The organism is uncultured Thiothrix sp. (genome assembly GCF_937876535.1).
GTDB lineage: Bacteria > Pseudomonadota > Gammaproteobacteria > Thiotrichales > Thiotrichaceae > Thiolinea.
In genome coordinates, this window is the sequence record NZ_CALFHZ010000003.1 from 82,975 (window position 1) to 101,969 (window position 18,995).

Here is an 18,995-nt window from a genome sequence, read left to right on the forward strand (position 1 = left end):
CTTCATAAGCTTTTAGAAACTACAAACTACTAATAGCTTGATTCAAAGTCGCACTTGGACGCATGACCGCACTGGTTTTAGCGGGGTCAACATAATAATAACCACCTAAATCCACTGCTTTACCTTGCACACCATTCAATTCAGCAACAATTTTCTGCTCATTCTCAGTGAGGGTTTTAGCCAAAGGTGCAAACTTAGCTGCCAATTCAGCATCTTCAGTTTGATTCGCCAATTCTTGCGCCCAATACATGGCTAAATAGAAGTGACTACCACGATTATCGATTTCGCCCACTTTCCGAGAAGGTGATTTATTGTTATCGAGGAGTTTTTCGGTAGCATGATCTAGCGCATTCGCTAAAACTTGCGCCTTTTTATTGCCGGTCTTGTGAGCTACATCCTCAATGGATACCGTCAATGCCAAGAACTCACCCAAGGAATCCCAACGCAGGTAGTTTTCAGCAACTAGTTGCTGGACGTGCTTCGGTGCAGAACCACCCGCCCCCGTTTCAAATAAACCACCACCCGCCATTAAAGGCACAATCGAGAGCATTTTCGCACTAGTGCCTAACTCGAGAATCGGGAATAAATCAGTGAGGTAGTCGCGTAAAATATTACCTGTTACCGCAATGGTGTCAAAGCCACGGAAGGCACGTTCTAAGGTGAAACGCATCGCGCGTAACTGCGACATAATGTGAATTTCAACCCCAGTTAAATCATAATCTTCTAAATAACGATTAACCTTTTTAATCACTTCATTTTCATGAGGACGATAAGGGTCTAACCAGAATACTGCTGGCGTATTTGATAAGCGTGCACGAGTCACTGCTAATTTCACCCAATCGCGAATCGCCGCATCTTTCGCTTGGCACATCCGCCAAATATCCCCTTCTTCCACGTTTTGCACCATGAGCACATTGCCTTGATCATCCACAATGCGTGCTTCACCGGCCTCAGTGATTTCAAAGGTTTTATCATGTGAACCGTATTCTTCAGCTTGTTGTGCCATCAAGCCTACATTCGGCACAGTACCCATCACCCGTGGGTCAAACGAACCATTGGTTTTACAGAAGTTAATCACTTCTTGATAAATCCGTGCGAAGGTACTTTCGGGCTGGACGGCTTTCGTATCATGCATCTTGCCATCAGCACCCCACATTTTACCGCCATCCCGAATCATCGCTGGCATAGAAGCATCTACGATCACATCATTCGGCGCATGTAAGTTGGTAATACCTTTGTCAGAATCAACCATCGCCAACCGTGGGCGCTGAGCTTCACATTCTTTAATACAGGCCAAGATTTCATCTTGTTGCGCTTGGGGCAGCATTTTGATTTTCTCATGCACACTGCTCATACCATTGTTTGGTTTGACGCCAATTTGCTTGAATAAGTCACCGTATTTTGCAAACAAATCTTTATAGAACACTTTCACCGCATGGCCGAACACAATCGGATGAGAGACTTTCATCATGGTCGCTTTGACATGTAGCGAGAAGAGAATGTCGGTTTCTTTTGCATCTTGCAATTCTTGTTCATAGAACTCGCAAAGTGCCCGCTTACTCATAAACATACTGTCGATGATTTCGCCTTGGAGAAGATGGGTTTTCTCTTTCAGCACAATCACGCGCCCATCCTTTGTCACCAAATCCATCTTCACATCACATTCGCGCTCCATGGTCATGGATTTCTCGCCGTGATAGAAATCGCTATGCGTCATATGCGCTACATGCGTGCGTGAGGCGTGACTCCATTTGCCCATTTTGTGCGGATTATTGCGCGCATAACGCTTCACTGCGGCAGGTGCACGCCGATCAGAGTTACCTTCACGTAAAACTGGATTCACTGCACTGCCAGATACCTTGCTATAGCGTTTAACAATGGCTTTTTCTTCGTCAGTTTGTGGGTTCTCAGGGTATTCTGGAACCATATAGCCTTTAGAGCGCAATTCTTTAATCGCTGCAGTCAATTGCGGCAACGAAGCGCTAATATTTGGCAATTTAATAATATTAGTTTCAGGATTTTGCGTCAGAGCACCTAACTCTGCCAAATTGTTCGGAACGCGCTGCTCCTCAGTCAAGAAATCGGGAAACTCCGCCAAAATGCGTGCTGCGACCGAAATATCGCTCGTCACCACGTCAATCCCCGCAGGCTTCGCGAATGCCTGAATAATCGGCAAGAAGGAATAAGTCGCCAATAGCGGGGCTTCATCAGTCAGGGTATAGATGATTTTTGGATTGTTAGTCGTCATGATTGTCCTTGGTGATAGCTCGTAAAATGAACGCAAGCCGCGCGACAGCTTGGTATAAAAAATCTCCTCACGCTTATTCTACTATATACAACAAGAGATACACAAAAGCGCAGCAAAAAGATTAATACTTGCACAATAAGCACCAAAATAGCGCAGACTCAACCGATGTAATAAGTAACCTTACAAGTCATCTTTGGAGCTGATTTTAATGCAAGTCGCCATTCTATTAGCTAACCAGTTCATTATGCTGAATCTTGATCTGGTAATGGATATTTTGCGGATCGCGAATCGAGTAGTCAGTCCAGCACCATTTCACTGGCAAGTATTAAGCGTCGACAATAATCCAGTCATTTCTTGTAATGCTTATGTAGTTCAGCCCGACTGCACTTGGTTAACTTGCCAACCACCGGATTGTATTTTGGTGATTAGCGGTTTTGAACCAGAACAGCATTTACACGCACCCGTACTTAGTTGGTTATACCAGCAATATCAAAAAGGTGTGCAAGTCGGTTGCATGGATACAGGTGCTTTTATCCTAGCTGCGGCGGGCATTAAACCGACCGTCCCGATGGCTATTCACTGGGATTCCGAAAATAACTTTCGCCAGCAATTTCCACAAATAACGCTGACTACCCTGGGTGTCTCCTGTGGCAATAGATTCTTTAGTGCGTCGGGCGGGTTATCAGTGGCTGACATGATGCTACGTTTATTAGCCAACTCTTTAACCCCTATCCAATTGGCAGAAGTGAATCAGATTTTGTATTGCCAAGGCCCGGTTAGCCATAATACCACTCAACGCCCTAACCCTATGCCTACTCAAAATCGTATTGAGCGCGCCGAAGCTTATATGCGTGCCACACTCGCACAACCTTTATCCTTGGCGACCTTAGCGCAAATGGTAAATATGCACCCACGTACTTTTAGTCGCCAATTCACTGAGCGTTATACCACTAGCCCGATGCAGTATTATCGTCAACTGCGTTTGGAACATGCACATCTACTCTTACGCCAAACTTCATGGCCGGTGGGACGGATCGGTGAGTTATGTGGGTTTAGTGAACTTACTAACTTTTCTCGCTGCTTTTCCCAATTTTATGGACTCTCTCCGCAACAATTACGTACCCAAGCTAACTAGACTAATAGAGTTTATGTCTAATTTTCATAAGTATCTGTCTAATTTTCATATTTCTAAATCTATTGACTCTTTTTAAACTGTCGCATCCATTCTTAAAACATTTTACCCACACTCAAGTAGCACGGAGCTAGCCATGACAACTGCAAACCCTCCTAAACATGCCTCAGTTTTAATCATTGGTGGCGGTATTAGCGGCTGCTCCATCGCTTATCATTTGGCTAAACGTGGAATCAAAGATGTGGTTTTGTTAGAACGTAAGCAACTTACTTGTGGAACAACTTGGCATGCAGCCGGTTTAGTGAGTATGTTATGGCCAACACCTACGTTAACGAATCTCGCAAAATATAGCCATCAACTCTATGCCGAACTGGAGGCTGAAACCGGTCAAGCTACCGGTTATCGACGTACCGGCAGTTTATCCCTAGCTCGCACTGAAGAGCGTTTGGAAGAGTTATTACGCACCGCTTCCGTCATCAGTGGCTTTGGTGTCGAATGTGAAATGATTTCCTTGGAGCGTTTAGCTGAACTGTATCCGGGCATTAGTACGGATGGCGTTTTAGGTGCTTTACATATTAAAACCGATGGGCAAACTAATCCGATTGATACCACCATGGCATTGGCAAAAGGTGCTCGCCATTATGGTGCACGTATTTTAGAAAATACGGCCGTTGAGGAAATCCTTGTTGAGCATGGCACAGCGGTGGGTGTACGCACTGCTACAGGGGTGATTCAGGCAGATAAGGTGGTGCTCACTGGTGGTTTATGGTCACGTACCTTGGCCAGTCAAATTGGTGTGCAACTTCCACTGTATGCTTGCGAACATTTCTATGTAGTCACTGAGCCGGTTCCCGAATTGACTAAGCGCCCAGTGCTGCGCGATTTTGATAAAGGCGTCTATTTCAAAGAGGATGCCGGTAAATATTTAGTCGGCTGGTTTGAGCATAATGCTAAAGGCTGCCCAATGGAGCGGATTAGCCCTGATTTTTGTTTTGACGAATTTCCCTGTGATTTAGAGCATATTGAACCGTATTTGATGGCAGGCATTGAGACTGTGCCGCAGCTGGGTGAAGTCGGTATTAATACTTTCTTCAATGGCCCAGAAAGCTTTACCGCAGACAATTTGCACCTACTTGGCCCGACCCCTGAAGTAGATAATTTCTGGGTCGCTTGTGGCCTCAATTCCAAAGGAATTGGTGCGGGTGGTGGCTTAGGTAAGATCATGGCTGATTGGCTGATCGATGGTTATCCCTCCCAAGATATTCTCGAATGTGATGTACGCCGCCACCAAACTGCACAACGCACCCAAGCTTATGTAGAAGCACGTATCCCCGAAGCACTGGGGCATACGTATGCGATGCATTGGCCATTCTATCAATATAAGACAGCGCGCAATGCTGTCATCTCACCTTTACATGAACCTTTACAAACAGCAGGCGCTTGCTTTGGTGAAGTGGGTGGCTATGAACGCCCGAATTGGTTTGCGCGTAATGGGGCTAAACCTGAATATCAATACAGCTATAAGCGTCAGAACTGGTTTGAATTTTCCGCCGCTGAGCATCGTGCCGTGCGTGAAGCCGTGGGTCTGTATGATGTTTCGTCGTTTGGTAAATTCCGTGTGACTGGCCAGGATGCCTTAGCCAGTTTACAGCGCTTATCTTGTGCTGATATTGATGTGCCTGTGGGCGGGTTGGTCTATACCCAATGGCTGAATGAACGTGCCGGTATTGAAGCGGATTTAACGATTGCGCGCCAAGCTGAAACTGAGTTTTTAGTGATGACGGGTGTAGCCTCGACTTATCGAGATGGCTGGCATTTACGCAAAAATCTTTTAGGTAAAACTGTTTTTGAAGATGTCAGTGCTAGCTATGCCTGCCTAGCCATTCAAGGCCCCCAAGCTCGAAACGTATTAGCTAAAGTCACTGATTGTGATTTATCTAATCCTGCTTTTGCCTTTGCTACAGGCTGCTTGACTAAAGTCGCAGGAATTGAGGTTTGGTTACAACGGATTTCGTATACGGGTGAATTAGGCTGGGAATTATTGATTCCTGCTTCTAATGCAGCGCGCGTTTACCAAGCCTTATGGCAGGCTGGCCTGGCTGAGGGTATCTGCAATGTTGGTTTGCATGCCGTGAATAGTTTGCGCTTAGAAAAGGGTTTCCGGCATTGGGGACATGATATAGGGCCTGCGGATAATTTGCAGCAAGCAGGTTTAGCCTTTACGGCAAAACCAGAAGCTAAGGATTTTATTGGCCGCGCTGCTTTCTTGGCTACTAAAGCAGCCGGAGTATCCGAACGGCGTTTAGTGCAATTCCGGTTACAGGATCCTGAACCCTTGCTCTATCACCATGAGCCGATTGTGCTTGATGATCAAATTGTCGGCTATCTAACTTCAGGTATGTATGGACATAGCTTAGGCTCAGCTATCGGTATGGGCTATGTCAATTTACCGAATTTAACCGCTGAGAAAATTCGCAACGGCTCATTTGAGCTTGAAATTGCCCGCAAACGCTTTACAGCGGAAGCTTCTTTACAAGGCTTCTATGATCCAGCGGGTGCAAGAATGCGCTCTTAAACAACGGCATAAGTGAAAAAATATAATTTTTTTTCATCCCACCCGTAAAGATTTCAAAACTCCTTCGTCTGTAGTGATGAATGCGCTGTTAAGCAGCACAACTATCAAATAATCGAAGGAGTTTTCTATGTTTGTCTCAGCTACCCAACACTTAAACCGTATCGCTAATACACTGCTCTGCAGCAGCCTCATTATTTGGAGCAGCACTAGCACAGCTGAAGTTTATGAAAATTATGATCCCTGCAAAGATTATGCGGCTAAAGCGGTTTATCAATTTCGCTCCCAACAAATGTTGAACTGTGGTTTTGCGGATGCCCGTTGGAATGAGGATGGCGCAGGGCAACATAATTGGTGTCGCACAGTCCGCCCGAAGGAAACTGAAAATGAAACTAAAGCACGCGCTCAGCTCTTACTAAAATGTATGAATCCACACAGCAGCATCAATCAAAATGACCTAACTGTTGATAGTGACCATCTAACACAAGAAATGTTAGTTGCGGCAGGACGCGGTGCCATAGAGCGTTTGCAACAATTGATTGCAGCAGGGGCTAATTTAGCGGGGCAACAAGAAACTATCATGGATTATGCTTTAAGTTCTCGCGAACTAAAAACCTTAAGCTTTTTACAGCATGCAGGGATTCCTTTAGATATAGGTCGCTCTAATCCACTAGAAAACTATATTGGTTACGGCTCTGATCCCAAGGCTAATGCCTCTGACTTAAAAATGCTTGAATGGCTATTAAAAAATGGCGTTGATCCGAATGCAGTCAGTCAAGTCACTGATGGGGGTACCCCTCTAGCAGTAGCCGTTAGGCACCAAAACTTACCCGCCATTAAACTGCTACTCAGTGCAGGGGCTAATCCTAATCTAGATATTCGGGGTCAAGCTTGTAAAACTAATATGCCTTTAGATTTAGCTATTGATCGAGGCGATGAAAAAATTATAACTACTTTGCGCCAAGTGGGTGCTAAAACTCAAGCGCAATGTAGTGGTGGTTAAGGCAATACTCTAACCACCCGAAATCCTAATACATAACTACGATCTAAGACTGATGCGGGGCTGCGCGCTGCTGACCGAGCGCTGGCGGGCACATTATCCCATCCACCGCCGCGCCGTGCTCGGAAAGCATTTTGGCTGCAAGTATCTTGGGTACTTGCAGTGGTTTGATAATTTTGTTGCCAACAATCAGCCGTCCACTCCCAGACATTACCCGCCATATCATGCAAACCAAACGGATTGGCAGCAAATTGACCAACTGGTGCAGTTTGTGCCCATTGATCAGTACCCTCTACTCCACTCACATTCGCAAAATGCCGATCCGGCTGGTTACCCCAATAAAATGCGGTGATTTTGCCGCCACGCGCTGCATATTCCCACTCAGCCTCAGTGGGTAGGCGATAATCTTGCCCCGTTTCTTTGGATAACCACTCCGTATAAGCCTGCGCATCCTGCCAACTCACACACACTACAGGATGGACTTGCGTTTGAGGAAAACTAGGGTTGCGCCAATTATGTTCAGAGCTAATCACCCAAGCACTCAGTTTCTGTAAATCTTGAATGGCACAGCCCTGCTTTTGAAATTCCGCCGTGGTCACATAATTCGTCGCATCGGCAAAACGTTTAAACTGCTGCACGGTAATTTCATGCCGCGCTATGGCAAAAGCCTGCACTTGTACACTATGCGCCGGATACTCATTCTCACGGCAACCACCCAATTGATCATCCCAACCTGCTGTGCAGCCCATGGTGAAACTTCCTGCGGGCAGATCAATCATTTGTGGCATATCAGTCGGTGGTGTGGCGGGAGGAATAATCGGAATTGCACGACTGCTTAAACTAACTCCATTCGTTATGGGCATAGCACTAGAATGTGACAACCACCAGCCCAAACCTAACCCCGCCCCCAATAAGCCAAGCCCGACTAAAACCAATAGGCTAATCGTTTTGCTACGCGAGGATTTCAAACGTTCACGGCGTAGCTTTTCACTGCGCTGATAAAAAGTAGCGGCTTGCTCAGGCGTAATGACAGCGGTTTGCTCACGGGCTTGGCGCCACAATAAAACTTGGCGCACCGCTTCAGCCTCTTCATCATCACGCTTACCCGCAACCGGCAAACGCTTGCCCGATACGACTTCAGCCCAATCGTTTGGCTCGTGCTCATTTTCGCCTGCCATTAGCACAACTCCTGTTTCAATTGCCAGACCCGCTCGCGCAAACCCGATAAACGTTTGGCAATCGCGCCCATCGTACGCCCCGTGCGCTCGGCAATTTCACCATTGCTCAAACCTTGCACATAAGCGGTATAAATCGCCATATCCGCTTCCCCTGTTGGCTGGCGCGCAATTTCATCAAACACTCGTTCCAAGCAATCGACTTGGTTATATAAGGCCTGATCCGCAAACGCGAGTGAGATGGTATTTTCTTCCGCGATAGGCACCAGTGTCCCATCTAAATCTGGCTCAAAGACTTTTTTCTTAGACTGGTATTGACGCAAACGATCAATATATTCATTACGCACGATTGAAAATAACCAAGCACTGCAATTACCTTGTAACTGCTGAGAATGATTGAGAATTTTAATCGCAACTTCTTGCAAAATATCCTGCTGATCCTCAGCACTAAGCGGGTAATGGCGATAAGCACAAGATTGAATATAGCTCGTCAGTACGGATAAAAGCTTGGCACCTTTATCGCCGCGCTGCTCGACGAACTGCAAGAGCATTTCACGGCATTGCACAAGGTCATTTGTTGTTGGGTTCGCGCTCAATCCTAGACTCATTTAACAATCACTGCCTGAATACTAGCGCATTTCTGCCGTTTTACCCGCCTAAGAACGCAGATACACACCAAAACAGCAGACTGTAGTAAACTCTAGCCATGACTGAATCAGCCGCTCCCAAGCTCTTGTATCAACCCGTTACCGCTCTTAAAGGTGTGAATGAAGCCACTGCTGAGAAGTTGTTGCGCTTAGGGATTTTGCGGGTGGTCGATTTGCTGTTTCACTTGCCATTACGTTATCAGGATCGTACTCGTATCTATCAAATTGGTAGTTTGCGCGTCGAGCAAGAAGTCACTATTGAAGGTGAAATTGAGCTGACTGAAATCGTCAATCGCTCGCGCAAAATGCTGCTTTGTCATATTTCAGATGGCACCGGCCTACTGACTTTGCGTTTTTTCCACTTCACCAATGGGCAAAAGCATAGCTTGAGCCAAGGTGCTTATATTCGCTGTTTTGGCGAAGTGCGCCAAGCGGGTGGCAAACTAGAAATGGTGCATCCTGAATACCGGATTGTGAATGCAGGGGATTTACCGCCGTTAGAAAACACCCTCACCCCCACCTATCCGAGTACAGAGGGAATGCAGCAACGTAGCCTAAGTCGTTTGATTAAAATGGCTTTAGAGCAAGTCTATGAATTAGAGGAGCTGCTACCTGCACCACTGGTGCGTGAGTACAATTTTCCACCCTTAGCTGATTGTATTCGCTTACTTCATCAACCACCGAGTGAAGTGGCTAGCCGCCAACTTTTAGAGGGGAAGCATCCAGTTCAACAGCGTTTGATTTTTGAGGAATTATTGGCACATCAACTGGGTGTACAACAAGCGCGCCATCAAATTAATCAAGTTAAAGCGCCGCTCATGCCAGAGTCTAACCGACTCTTTCAGCAGTTGCTTAAACTGTTACCCTTTGCTCCCACTAAAGCCCAAACTCGCGTCATCCAGGAAATCAGTCGGGACTTGCAATTGGGTAGCCCAATGAATCGCTTAGTCCAAGGGGATGTTGGCTCAGGCAAAACTTTGGTTGCGGTCGCTGCGGCTCTCCATGCGATCACCAATGGCTATCAAGTCGCTTTAATGGCTCCCACTGAATTATTAGCCGAGCAACATTATCGGAATTTCTGTGCTTGGCTCGAACCATTAGGCTTGGATGTAGTTTATATTTCTGGCAATCAAACGGCTAAGCAACGTCGCCGCCAAGTTGAAAACCTCTTGCTAGGTATTGGGCATATTGCCATCGGTACACACGCCCTGTTTCAACGCACAGTCGAGTTCTTGCAGCTTGGTTTAATTATTATTGATGAACAACATCGCTTCGGCGTACATCAACGCTTGGAGCTACGTGAAAAAGGTAAACAAGGCGATTATTATCCGCATCAATTAGTCATGACCGCAACACCGATTCCGCGTACCTTAGCTATGACCGCTTATGGTGATTTGGACTATTCGATTATTGATGAGCTACCCCCCGGACGCACACCGATCAAAACGGTGCAATTGAGCAATGACAATCGGGATCGTTTGATTCGCCGTGTTGAAAAAGCTTGTCAACGCGGCTGCCAAGTGTATTGGGTTTGTACCCTGATTGATGAATCTGAAGTCTTGCAATGCCAAGCCGCTGAAAATACCGCCGAACTCTTGCGTGAAGAATTGCCCGGTATCGAAATTGGCTTAATTCATGGTCGCCTGCACCCGAGTGAGAAAGAACGGATTATGCAGGCGTTTAAAGCCAATCAATTGCAGCTGTTAGTGGCGACCACTGTGATTGAAGTTGGGGTCGATGTGCCGAATGCCTCGATTATGATTATTGAAAATGCAGAGCGCTTAGGGCTTTCGCAATTGCATCAATTACGCGGACGAGTTGGGCGTGGTAGTGCTGAAAGTAGTTGTGTACTGCTTTATCAAGCCCCCTTAGGTAAGACCGCACAAAAACGCTTAGAAGCCTTGTGTAATAGCACCGATGGCTTTGAAATTTCGAATATTGATTTAGAGCTACGTGGCCCTGGCGAAGTTTTGGGGACTAAACAAACGGGGGATGTGCGCTTACGCATGGCGAGCTTACTACGGGATCAGCATTGGCTACCTTTAGTGCAAGAAGTAGCTAAACAAATTGTGGCGCATGAGCCTGATAAGGTAATTGCCCTCACCCGGCGCTGGTTACAGCAACCGGGCGGGGATACCGCAATTCGCTTCTTCCAGAGCTAACTAGACTAGATCTTTCAGACGCTCAAAACGATAGTTATCTTCGTCGTCACGACAGACAACAATATTGTACAGATGGAACAAGACACCTTCGCCTTCAGCTAAAGCACTGACATCGCCACTGACTACCACACGTCCAGGCTTAGTCACGCCACAATGTACTGAACCAAGTTTGCCGTACAAGCCCGGTTTAAGCACTAAGCTTTCCTCACCTTCAAGTACGCCACAATCATAACCACTGTCGCTATCCCAAAGCTGACTGACTAACTTAGAGCCACGCCGATCATGACTTTCTTCAATTAAGCGTTGCAGATTGATGCGTAGCTTATCTTCAGTCCAAGCTAGATCCGGCTCAAGCCTATCAGTCGGCTGAGATTTAGTGACTGGCAACACAATCTCTTGCACTGCATCGACAGCAGCGTTTGCTTGAGCAGCCACTCCAGCACCTACTGCTGCTACCGCTGCTTGAGCATTAGTTACCCATGAACCAGTAGCTTTAGGCTTAGAGAACTGTTTAAAGGTATAAACATCACCGGCGCGCTCGACAAAAATCCCATAGAGTTTTGAGACAGCTGTCTGACCTTCGGCAATTGAACCCACAATCCCGCCTAAACTGACTGAGCCGGTTTCATTTACCGCGCAAGATACTAGACCTAAATCACCATATTGACCTTCACGGAGGGTCAATTGATAACCTGCAGCATGCTCAACGGCCTGCGGATCATTATCCCAAACTAGATTGGCTAGCTCGTCAGTATGCTCAGAAAAATCACCTGATTTGATCCAATCGGGTAGCCATTTAGACAGACTTGAGAACACATAATTGCCATCGTCATTATGAGTAACCGCCATATTGAAGAGATTCGAGCGCATAGCATCGCCTGCACTTAAATCACCTTCCAAGCCCCCTAAGGACACGCAATTAGTACCGGGCACTGAACAAGTCACCAAGCCTAAGCGCCCTGTTTCTCCCAGACGCAAAATCAAAGTGTGTTCTAAAGCAGCTAATTCAGCAGGACTCAATTCACCATCCCAAGCTAATTTAATCGCTTCAATGGCATCGGACTCATCCACAATCATTGGTTGTGCACCGGATTGTAAATTAGCTTGCACTGCTGCTACAGTCGCAGCACCTGCAGCAGTCAGCTTCAAACTTGTCAGGGCATCCGTATTTAAACCTTGGCCTAAACTGCCGATCTCAGTGACACTCAAGCCTCTTGGATTGAGCACAGCTTCAGCGACATTTTTACCAGCTTCAATCACATCGGATTCATCCACTGGCTTAGGCTGAGCGGCTAAGGTCTGCTCCACCGTGTTGGCTAACACCTCTTTAACCGTTGTATGTGTAGATGCCGTTGTATCCAAACTAGCTAACTGCGCAGGAACTTGGCTGGGTAGATTCGTACCGACTGCTGTAGTCTCGACACCGCGCTCCCAATCATCGCTAAGTGTTTTACCTACTTCGATTAAATCAGACTCATCCACAGGTTTAGGCATACCTGCTAACCCCTCAGTAGCTTTTGCTGCCACAGCACCCACGCCAACCCCTACCGCAGCTTTCTTCAGCGTATCCAGTAAATCGGCGCTTAAGCCTCCACCAATTGAGCCAATCTCAAGGCTAGATAATGGTGAGGCTTTCGCCAAGGCTTGCTCAGCAGCACCCGCTAAAATGCTATTTCCTTGCGCTAAAGCAGCGGCTTTTAAGCTTGCTAACCAATCTGAATTAACCAAACCTGTTTGCATAGTGCCTAGTTCAACACTCTGTAGCTCAACACCACTAGCCGTCTTATCTAGAGTAGCCAAGCTCACCTGCCCATTTGGATCAGTGGCTAAACCTGCAAGCTGCACATTACCATCCGGCTTAGTCAAGCGCAGCGCAGCCGCTATTTCTTGAGAATCCAATGCCTCTACCTTAGCACCTTCTACCGTGTATAAACCGTCGGGGGTATTTAACTCTACTAAGCCTGCACCAACCTTCACTTGTTCGCGCTCAATACCCGCTTCAGGTAAATGAATCGAGGTAGCTGGAACATCGACATGTAAGGCGGTCAGCTCAGTTTTGCCTTCTGGGGTATGGATATTAGCTGCAGCTAAACCCAAATCCATATTTGGCAGCTTAGCTTCAGGCAGATCGACTGCTACATCAGGTACATTCACAGTTACCGCATCGACACTAGCTTTTGCATCATGCCATTCGACTGCTGAGAGGTTCGCTTTAGACTCGGGGACTTCTAAGTGCAGCGTCTTCAAATCCACATCCACTTCAGGTGGTTTGACCAGCTCACTCACGGTTAAATCAATATCACCATCGGGTGCTTTGATTTTAGTAGCAACTACCCCTAAAGCGGCAGCCCCCAAGCCAACAACACCCGCTGCGATGTCTTTCACTTCCAATTTAGGGGTGTCGACTTCAGGTAAATTGACTTCAGCTTTTGGCAAATCAATAGTTGGAATCTCAACATCCGCTTTAGGTAAACTCAAATCTACCTTTGGTAGATTCACATCCACTTGCGGCAAATCCATATCAATCTTGGGTAAACTTACATCGACTTTAGGCAAATCAATAGTTGGAATCTCAACATCGACCTTAGGCAAATCCAGCAGTGGGGCTTTCACTTCAGCCTTGGGTAAGTCGATATCAAGCTTTGGCAAATCCACATCAACTTCAGGAGGGTGAATCTGCATTTTCGGTAGATTTACATCTACTGGAGGGACATCAAGCTCAACTTTTGGTAGATCAACTGCTGGCAGTTTGACATCAACTTTCGGCAGATTAACATCCAACTTAGGTAGATCAACTTCCGGAGCTTTCAGATCTACCGTAGGTACAGTAACGCTCACCGTTGGCGCTTTGACCTCAACTTTTGGCAGTTCAATCTCTGCCTTCAAAGGTGTCACGGTGGTTTTAAGTTCTGGTGCTTTTGCGGTTACTATTGGAGCTTTTATCTCCGGTTCTTTAACGCTAACTGTCGGTTTGACTGGCTCGCGTGAGCGCGCTAAAGCCGCCGTAGCTGCAGTACCAGCCGCTACAGCGGCGGTAGTAACAGGCACACGTAAATGAGTGGATTGAGTTTCAAGTTGGGTTTGGGTCTCAACTTCACGGTGTTTGCAAACTCTACCCTTTAGCCAACGGCCAAGCCCATAACCTAGGAAAAAAGCAGCCAGTAGCCATAACAGCGACTGAATTAAGAACATAGTCATGTTTATTCCCCTCTGCCTGAACGTGAAAACCAACCCATGACCAAGCCGAAGATAAAGGTGAGTAGTAACCAGATAAATAACTTAGAAAATAGATACATCATGGGAAGGCCTCACTTCTGAATAATGTCAAAGGAAATACGGCGGTTTTGCGCCCGCCCAGCATCAGTGTCATTGCTAGCAATCGGTTGCGTTTCACCATAGCCAACACCTTGAATCAAACCTGCATCCACGCCTTGTTTGCTCAAGTAATCCTTGACAGCATCAGCACGCTGTTGGCTTAAGTTTTGATTATAAGCATCTTCGCCACGATCATCGGTGTGGCCACCCACCCGAATGACTTTGTCAGCCAGAGCCGCTTTGCATTCATTCGCCACCTTGGCGAGATTATTCAATAAACCTAGGCTTGCTGCCTTAATAGTGGCTTTATTGGTCTCAAATAAAATCTGCCGACCATTTAAAGAGCCACGCATTCTATCTTGGCAAGATTGCTGCTCAGAGGTCAGTTGTACAGGAACTGGGGGGGTGGGCGCTGCGCTAGGCTCAGGTGTTGCTGGAGCCGGTGCTGCCGCAGTAGCAGCTGGCTCAGTGAGTACAGGAGCCACCACGGGTGTTGCAGGTTCAGTAGTTACTGGTGTCGTAGTAGCTGCTGGTGCGGGTGTAACAGCAGCAGTTGCTGTAGTTGCAGCTGCTGGAGCAGGTTCAGCGGCTGGAGCAGTTACGGCGACCTCAGGTAGCTTTACAGTCAGTTGATTGTCTAACTGCGCACTACCTAATAATTGCTGAATTTTAGCCGCTGCATCTGCTTTAGCTTGGTCAGAACTTGCTACACCGATTAAGGTAAAAACCCCATTTGCGAATTTTAAGCCAGACTGCTCCAAACCAGCTAATACCTCTTTTAAACCACTTAACGAAGCTAACCAAGTTGCGGGAGCAACCGTACCCACTGTTAATTGATTAACTACCTTGCCTGCCCCATACATTTGCTCAGCCGAAGCCACCGCTTGCTTAATCTCTTCCTGAGAACTTAAAGTGCCTTGTAAAAGCCATTTGCCATCTTGTGGCAGTAAAGCAAAGCTTGGCTCAACAACAGGTGGTACTACAACAGGAGCTGCCGCTACCACAGGTTCTGGAGTAGCAGCGGGCGCACTAGTTGCTGCAGGCGCAGGGGTAGCTGCTAGAGTATTAGCTGCTGCAACTGGCTCAGTTGCTACAGTAGCTGCAGCCGTTGCCGTGGCAACAGGAGCTACCACTTCAATTGCATTATCGACCACACGAATCCCGTCAGTATCTTGTACCAGCTTAACTGCCTGCTCACGTTCCGCATCACTAGCAACTTTTCCGGTTAATTGTGCATCACGACCCCGATGATCTAAATTAACCTGCACATCGTTTAAAGAGGCTGCCTTTAAACCGTCCGTGGTTCTGGCTGTTAGATCAGTTTCTACTGGCAATTGGCGCGAATGGATCATTAACCAAAACAGCAGAGGTAAGCCCAACAAAGTGAGTAGCCACCACCATAAGGCTGGCAATGCACCACAACAACACGAACGTTTTTCACTCATTGCTATTCCTTGATAGATTACGTACAAAAGAACTGTTTAAAAGTATAGTGCAGATAAATGCACTCTATAAAAACTTAGCTAACTCAGCAGCACTTTGACTCTCAGCTTAAGCGCTAGCTAAAGAAAAATTGATTTAGCTCAACCCTAGTGAAGCCCTATGTATAAAACTTTAATCAACACCCAAAGCTTAGTCGCAAGACTTGGGCAAAAAGATCAGATTATTTTTGATTGCCGCTTTAATTTAGCTGATCCGTCAGCGGGAGAATGCGCTTATCAAGCTGGCCATCTCCCTGGCGCTTTTTATTTACATTTAGATGCTGATCTCTCCTCTCCAATTCAGGCTAACACTGGGCGACATCCCCTGCCCGTTGTAGAAAAATTAGTTAATAAACTAGCAGCTTGTGGCTTAAATAGAAATACACAAGTAATTGTTTACGATGACAATAGTGGAGCTTTCGCAGGGCGGGCTTGGTGGCTTTTGCGTTGGCTAGGACATGAAGCTGTCGCCGTTTTAGATGGTGGCTTCAGCGCTTGGCTAGCAGCTGGTGCTCCTTTAGAGCAAAATCAAGCAAATAAACCCGAGCAAATGGGTAATTTCAAAGCCCACATTCAACCTGATTATTTCCTGACAACGGAAGCTTTAAGCCAATCACATCCTTATCAACTCCTTGATGCACGGAGTCCAGAACGCTTTCGCGGCGAACTAGAACCCATTGACCCAATGGCTGGCCATATTCCCGGTGCGCTTAACCGCCCTTTAACGGATAACTTAAGCAATGGTCAATTCAAATCCGCAGAAACTCTTAAACAAGAATGGGAAGCTAAGCTAGCAGGCAAATCAGCTAATGAGATTGTGCATATGTGTGGTTCAGGAGTGAGTGCTTGTCATAATTTGCTAGCAATGGAAATTGCCGGTTTAAGCGGTTCGCGCCTTTATGTCGGCTCTTGGAGTGAATGGATTCGTGATCCAAAACGTCCGATTGCAACCGGAGAGCCTTAGGTTTTCGGATAAATGCCCACCACTAGACGCAACTCATCACCTAAATAAATTAAAGGTATTCGCTCCCGCTCCCAAGGCGGGATACCTGCCGTTTGGAACAAGTGCTTTAGTTCTAAAGAATAGCCTTGCTCTCGCTGCAAGCGTTCCCCGCCTTGGCGAAAGTGTACTGTAATTGGTAAATTCTCAGCTTTAGCTTGTTGCTTTAAGCTTGGTATTAATAACTCTTTACTCAGCCAATAATCCAAAGAACTGATATATAAGTCCTGTTCCCAATCCTCCCAAACCAAAACCTGTTTAGGATCATGTGGACTTAAAGGTGATAAGGCATATATGTCATCGCGATAACGTCTTAACTCACAGCCCTGCCATTTCACACAGGGCCTAGCGTCACTCGCAGCTCCTAGCACATCGGTTAAGATATGCTGTAATTTTTTCGCTGACGGCAGAGTAAAGCTTAAGCTATGTAGCCATTGTCGAATCAGTGCTTTTTGCATAAGCTCATCAACTGCCTTTAAAGCTTGCACTGACAAGGTCTGCGCATGGCTACCCGCGAATGGCGGCAATTGCTGAGCTAGTAACTGCTCCAAAATTTGCTGCTGTTCGGCCTGCCAAGCCGCTGCACGACTTAAAGTTTGGCTAGTGGCTGGCCAACGGGTTTGTAAACGCGGCAAAATCTCATGGCGTAGATAATTGCGATCAAATTGCGTTTCAGCATTGGTGGGATCATTTACATAGTCTAATTGATGTTGTTCAGCATAAGCCTCCAACTGTACTCGGCTAAAGGCTAGTAAAGGGCGTCCAAGTTGGCCTAAACCTAAACTACGCACCTTTGGCATCGCTGCCAAACCCGCTCCACCACTACCGCGTAAAGCATTCAACAAAAAAGTTTCAGCTTGATCATCCTGATGATGTGCAGTTAACAAGATTTCATCCGCTGCTAAACACGAACTAAAGGCTTGATAACGAGCTTGACGGGCAATAGCTTCTAAACTTTCACCTGCTACAGGTTTCAGGTTTAAATAAATGAGTTTTAAAGGCAGGTTTAAGCCAGTACAAATCTGCTGAGCATGCTCTACCCAAGCATCTGCAACAGCTTGTAAACCATGATGAATATGAATGGCTTCGAATTGGAAGCATTGGGGATATTGTGCTTGAAGTGCTGCACAGGCGTGTAACAGCACATGAGAGTCGAGACCAGCGCTATAAGCTAGATAATACTTATTAGCCGGCTGAGCTTGTAGGAAGGAAAGTAAGCCTTCCTGAATCATTAGGCCTCTTCGTATTGACCGAAGCTCAATAAGCGCTGATAACGCTTCTCCAAGAGCTTGTCGATACTCAGTGCTTTTAATTCACGTAAATTGGCTTCAAGTGCCTCGCCTACTGCTTGTGCGGCGACTGGCATATTCCGATGCGCACCCCCTAAAGGCTCAGGGATAATTTGATCTATTAAACCTAAAGACTTCAAACGATCGGCAGTAATTCCCATGGCATCCGCCGCATCAGCCGCTTTCTCTGCACTTTTCCATAAAATCGACGCACAACCTTCCGGAGAAATGACTGAATAAGTCGCATATTGCAGCATCATCACGCGATCACCCACGCCAATCGCGAGTGCTCCACCAGAACCACCCTCACCCACCACCGTACAAATAATCGGAGTCCGCAAATGCGCCATTTCATACAAATTGCGTGCAATCGCTTCGCTCTGCCCACGCTCTTCCGCACCAATACCGGGATAAGCACCAGGCGTATCAATGAAGGTAATAATCGGCAACTGAAACTTTTCCGCCATATGCATTAAGCGTAAGGCTTTACGATAGCCTTCAGGGCGCGGCATCCCAAAATTACGTTTAATATTTTCTGCAGTATCACGGCCTTTTTGATGGCCGATGACCATAATCGATTGCCCACGGAAACGTGCAATCCCACCCACAATCGCATTATCATCGGCAAAAGCACGATCCCCATGTAACTCGGTAAAGTCAGTGAATAAAGCTTTGACTACATCCAGCGTATAAGGACGCTTCGGATGGCGGGCTAATTGAGAGATTTGCCGTGGACTGAGTTTCGCGAAGATAGAACGGGTCAGGGTTTGTGCTTTTTCTTCTAATTTGGCGATTTCTTCGCTGAGATTAATCTGCGTATCATCTACAAAACGCAGCTCTTCGATCTTTGCTTGTAATTCGGCAATCGGCTGCTCAAAGTCGAGAAAATCCGGATTCATTATATATAAAAGTCCTGACCAATTAATAACTTGTAGTCACATTGCTAAACTTTCAACAGCAATGTGGGCGTTTAT

At 46.6% G+C, this 18,995-nt stretch carries 12 protein-coding genes; 5 read left to right on the forward strand and 7 right to left on the reverse strand.

Features of this window, described 5'->3' with window-relative positions:
• Window positions 1-19 precede the first annotated feature (19 nt).
• The gene (locus Q0230_RS01050; RefSeq protein WP_298607262.1) at window positions 20-2,248 is read right to left on the reverse strand and encodes an NADP-dependent isocitrate dehydrogenase; all 2,229 of its coding nucleotides are present in this window, start codon (window positions 2,246-2,248) and stop codon (window positions 20-22) included.
• A 208-nt stretch (window positions 2,249-2,456) separates the two neighbouring features.
• On the opposite strand from Q0230_RS01050, the gene Q0230_RS01055 reads away from it, so the two are divergent.
• The 3 genes from Q0230_RS01055 to Q0230_RS01065 all read left to right on the forward strand — a co-directional run bounded on the left by Q0230_RS01055 (window position 2,457) and on the right by Q0230_RS01065 (window position 6,955).
• A complete protein-coding gene (locus Q0230_RS01055) occupies window positions 2,457-3,383 on the forward strand; it encodes a GlxA family transcriptional regulator (RefSeq protein WP_298607264.1) in 927 nt (308 codons plus the stop codon).
• 133 nt (window positions 3,384-3,516) lie between these two features.
• Window positions 3,517-5,955: an FAD-dependent oxidoreductase gene (locus Q0230_RS01060; RefSeq protein ID WP_298607266.1), complete on the forward strand. Its 2,439-nt coding sequence runs from the start codon at window positions 3,517-3,519 to the stop codon at window positions 5,953-5,955.
• 127 nt (window positions 5,956-6,082) lie between these two features.
• Window positions 6,083-6,955: an ankyrin repeat domain-containing protein gene (locus Q0230_RS01065; RefSeq protein WP_298607268.1), complete on the forward strand. Its 873-nt coding sequence runs from the start codon at window positions 6,083-6,085 to the stop codon at window positions 6,953-6,955.
• On the opposite strand, the gene Q0230_RS01070 is transcribed toward Q0230_RS01065, so the two are convergent.
• On the reverse strand, window positions 6,952-8,130 hold the full coding sequence (locus Q0230_RS01070; protein ID WP_298607270.1) for a formylglycine-generating enzyme family protein: 1,179 nt from the start codon (window positions 8,128-8,130) through the stop codon (window positions 6,952-6,954). The genes Q0230_RS01065 and Q0230_RS01070 overlap by 4 nt on opposite strands.
• Window positions 8,130-8,735, reverse strand: a complete 606-nt coding sequence (locus Q0230_RS01075) for an RNA polymerase sigma factor (RefSeq protein WP_298607272.1) — start codon at window positions 8,733-8,735, stop codon at window positions 8,130-8,132. The genes Q0230_RS01070 and Q0230_RS01075 overlap by 1 nt, the downstream gene beginning before the upstream one ends.
• A 98-nt stretch (window positions 8,736-8,833) precedes the next feature.
• Between Q0230_RS01075 and recG the strand changes: the two genes are divergently transcribed.
• Complete coding sequence (gene recG, locus Q0230_RS01080) at window positions 8,834-10,936, forward strand: ATP-dependent DNA helicase RecG (protein WP_298607274.1); 2,103 nt, start codon at window positions 8,834-8,836, stop codon at window positions 10,934-10,936.
• Here the strand turns inward: recG and Q0230_RS01085 are convergent, their stop codons facing one another.
• A complete protein-coding gene (locus Q0230_RS01085) occupies window positions 10,937-14,134 on the reverse strand; it encodes a hypothetical protein (protein ID WP_298607276.1) in 3,198 nt (1,065 codons plus the stop codon).
• A gap of 110 nt (window positions 14,135-14,244) precedes the next feature.
• Window positions 14,245-15,696 (reverse strand): OmpA family protein, encoded by a 1,452-nt coding sequence (locus Q0230_RS01090; RefSeq protein WP_298607278.1) that lies wholly within the window; start codon window positions 15,694-15,696, stop codon window positions 14,245-14,247.
• Window positions 15,697-15,853: 157 nt separating this feature from the next.
• Here Q0230_RS01090 and Q0230_RS01095 point away from each other — a divergent pair, with 157 nt between their 5' ends.
• On the forward strand, window positions 15,854-16,696 hold the full coding sequence (locus tag Q0230_RS01095; protein ID WP_298607280.1) for a sulfurtransferase: 843 nt from the start codon (window positions 15,854-15,856) through the stop codon (window positions 16,694-16,696).
• Here the strand turns inward: Q0230_RS01095 and tilS are convergent.
• Entirely contained in the window at window positions 16,693-17,964 is a 1,272-nt protein-coding gene (tilS, locus tag Q0230_RS01100; protein ID WP_298607282.1) for a tRNA lysidine(34) synthetase TilS, read from the reverse strand. The two genes, Q0230_RS01095 and tilS, sit on opposite strands and share 4 nt — an antisense overlap.
• A complete protein-coding gene (locus Q0230_RS01105; RefSeq protein ID WP_298607283.1) occupies window positions 17,964-18,920 on the reverse strand; it encodes an acetyl-CoA carboxylase carboxyltransferase subunit alpha in 957 nt (318 codons plus the stop codon). Before Q0230_RS01105 ends, tilS begins: the two co-directional genes overlap by 1 nt.
• Between the last annotated feature and the right edge of the window lie 75 nt (window positions 18,921-18,995).

Excerpts from the sequence above, each read along its gene's own strand:
- Q0230_RS01070 (WP_298607270.1), bottom strand. The coding sequence starts at position 8,130 with ATGGCAGGCGAAAATGAGCACGAGCCAAACGATTGGGCTGAAGTCGTA.
- Q0230_RS01055 (WP_298607264.1), top strand. The coding sequence starts at position 2,457 with ATGCAAGTCGCCATTCTATTAGCTAACCAGTTCATTATGCTGAATCTT.
- Q0230_RS01085 (WP_298607276.1), bottom strand. The coding sequence starts at position 14,134 with ATGACTATGTTCTTAATTCAGTCGCTGTTATGGCTACTGGCTGCTTTT.
- tilS (WP_298607282.1), bottom strand. The coding sequence starts at position 17,964 with ATGATTCAGGAAGGCTTACTTTCCTTCCTACAAGCTCAGCCGGCTAAT.
- Q0230_RS01095 (WP_298607280.1), top strand. The coding sequence starts at position 15,854 with ATGTATAAAACTTTAATCAACACCCAAAGCTTAGTCGCAAGACTTGGG.
- Q0230_RS01065 (WP_298607268.1), top strand. The coding sequence starts at position 6,083 with ATGTTTGTCTCAGCTACCCAACACTTAAACCGTATCGCTAATACACTG.
- Q0230_RS01050 (WP_298607262.1), bottom strand. The coding sequence starts at position 2,248 with ATGACGACTAACAATCCAAAAATCATCTATACCCTGACTGATGAAGCC.
- Q0230_RS01090 (WP_298607278.1), bottom strand. The coding sequence starts at position 15,696 with ATGAGTGAAAAACGTTCGTGTTGTTGTGGTGCATTGCCAGCCTTATGG.
- Q0230_RS01105 (WP_298607283.1), bottom strand. The coding sequence starts at position 18,920 with ATGAATCCGGATTTTCTCGACTTTGAGCAGCCGATTGCCGAATTACAA.
- Q0230_RS01060 (WP_298607266.1), top strand. The coding sequence starts at position 3,517 with ATGACAACTGCAAACCCTCCTAAACATGCCTCAGTTTTAATCATTGGT.
- Q0230_RS01075 (WP_298607272.1), bottom strand. The coding sequence starts at position 8,735 with ATGAGTCTAGGATTGAGCGCGAACCCAACAACAAATGACCTTGTGCAA.
- recG (WP_298607274.1), top strand. The coding sequence starts at position 8,834 with ATGACTGAATCAGCCGCTCCCAAGCTCTTGTATCAACCCGTTACCGCT.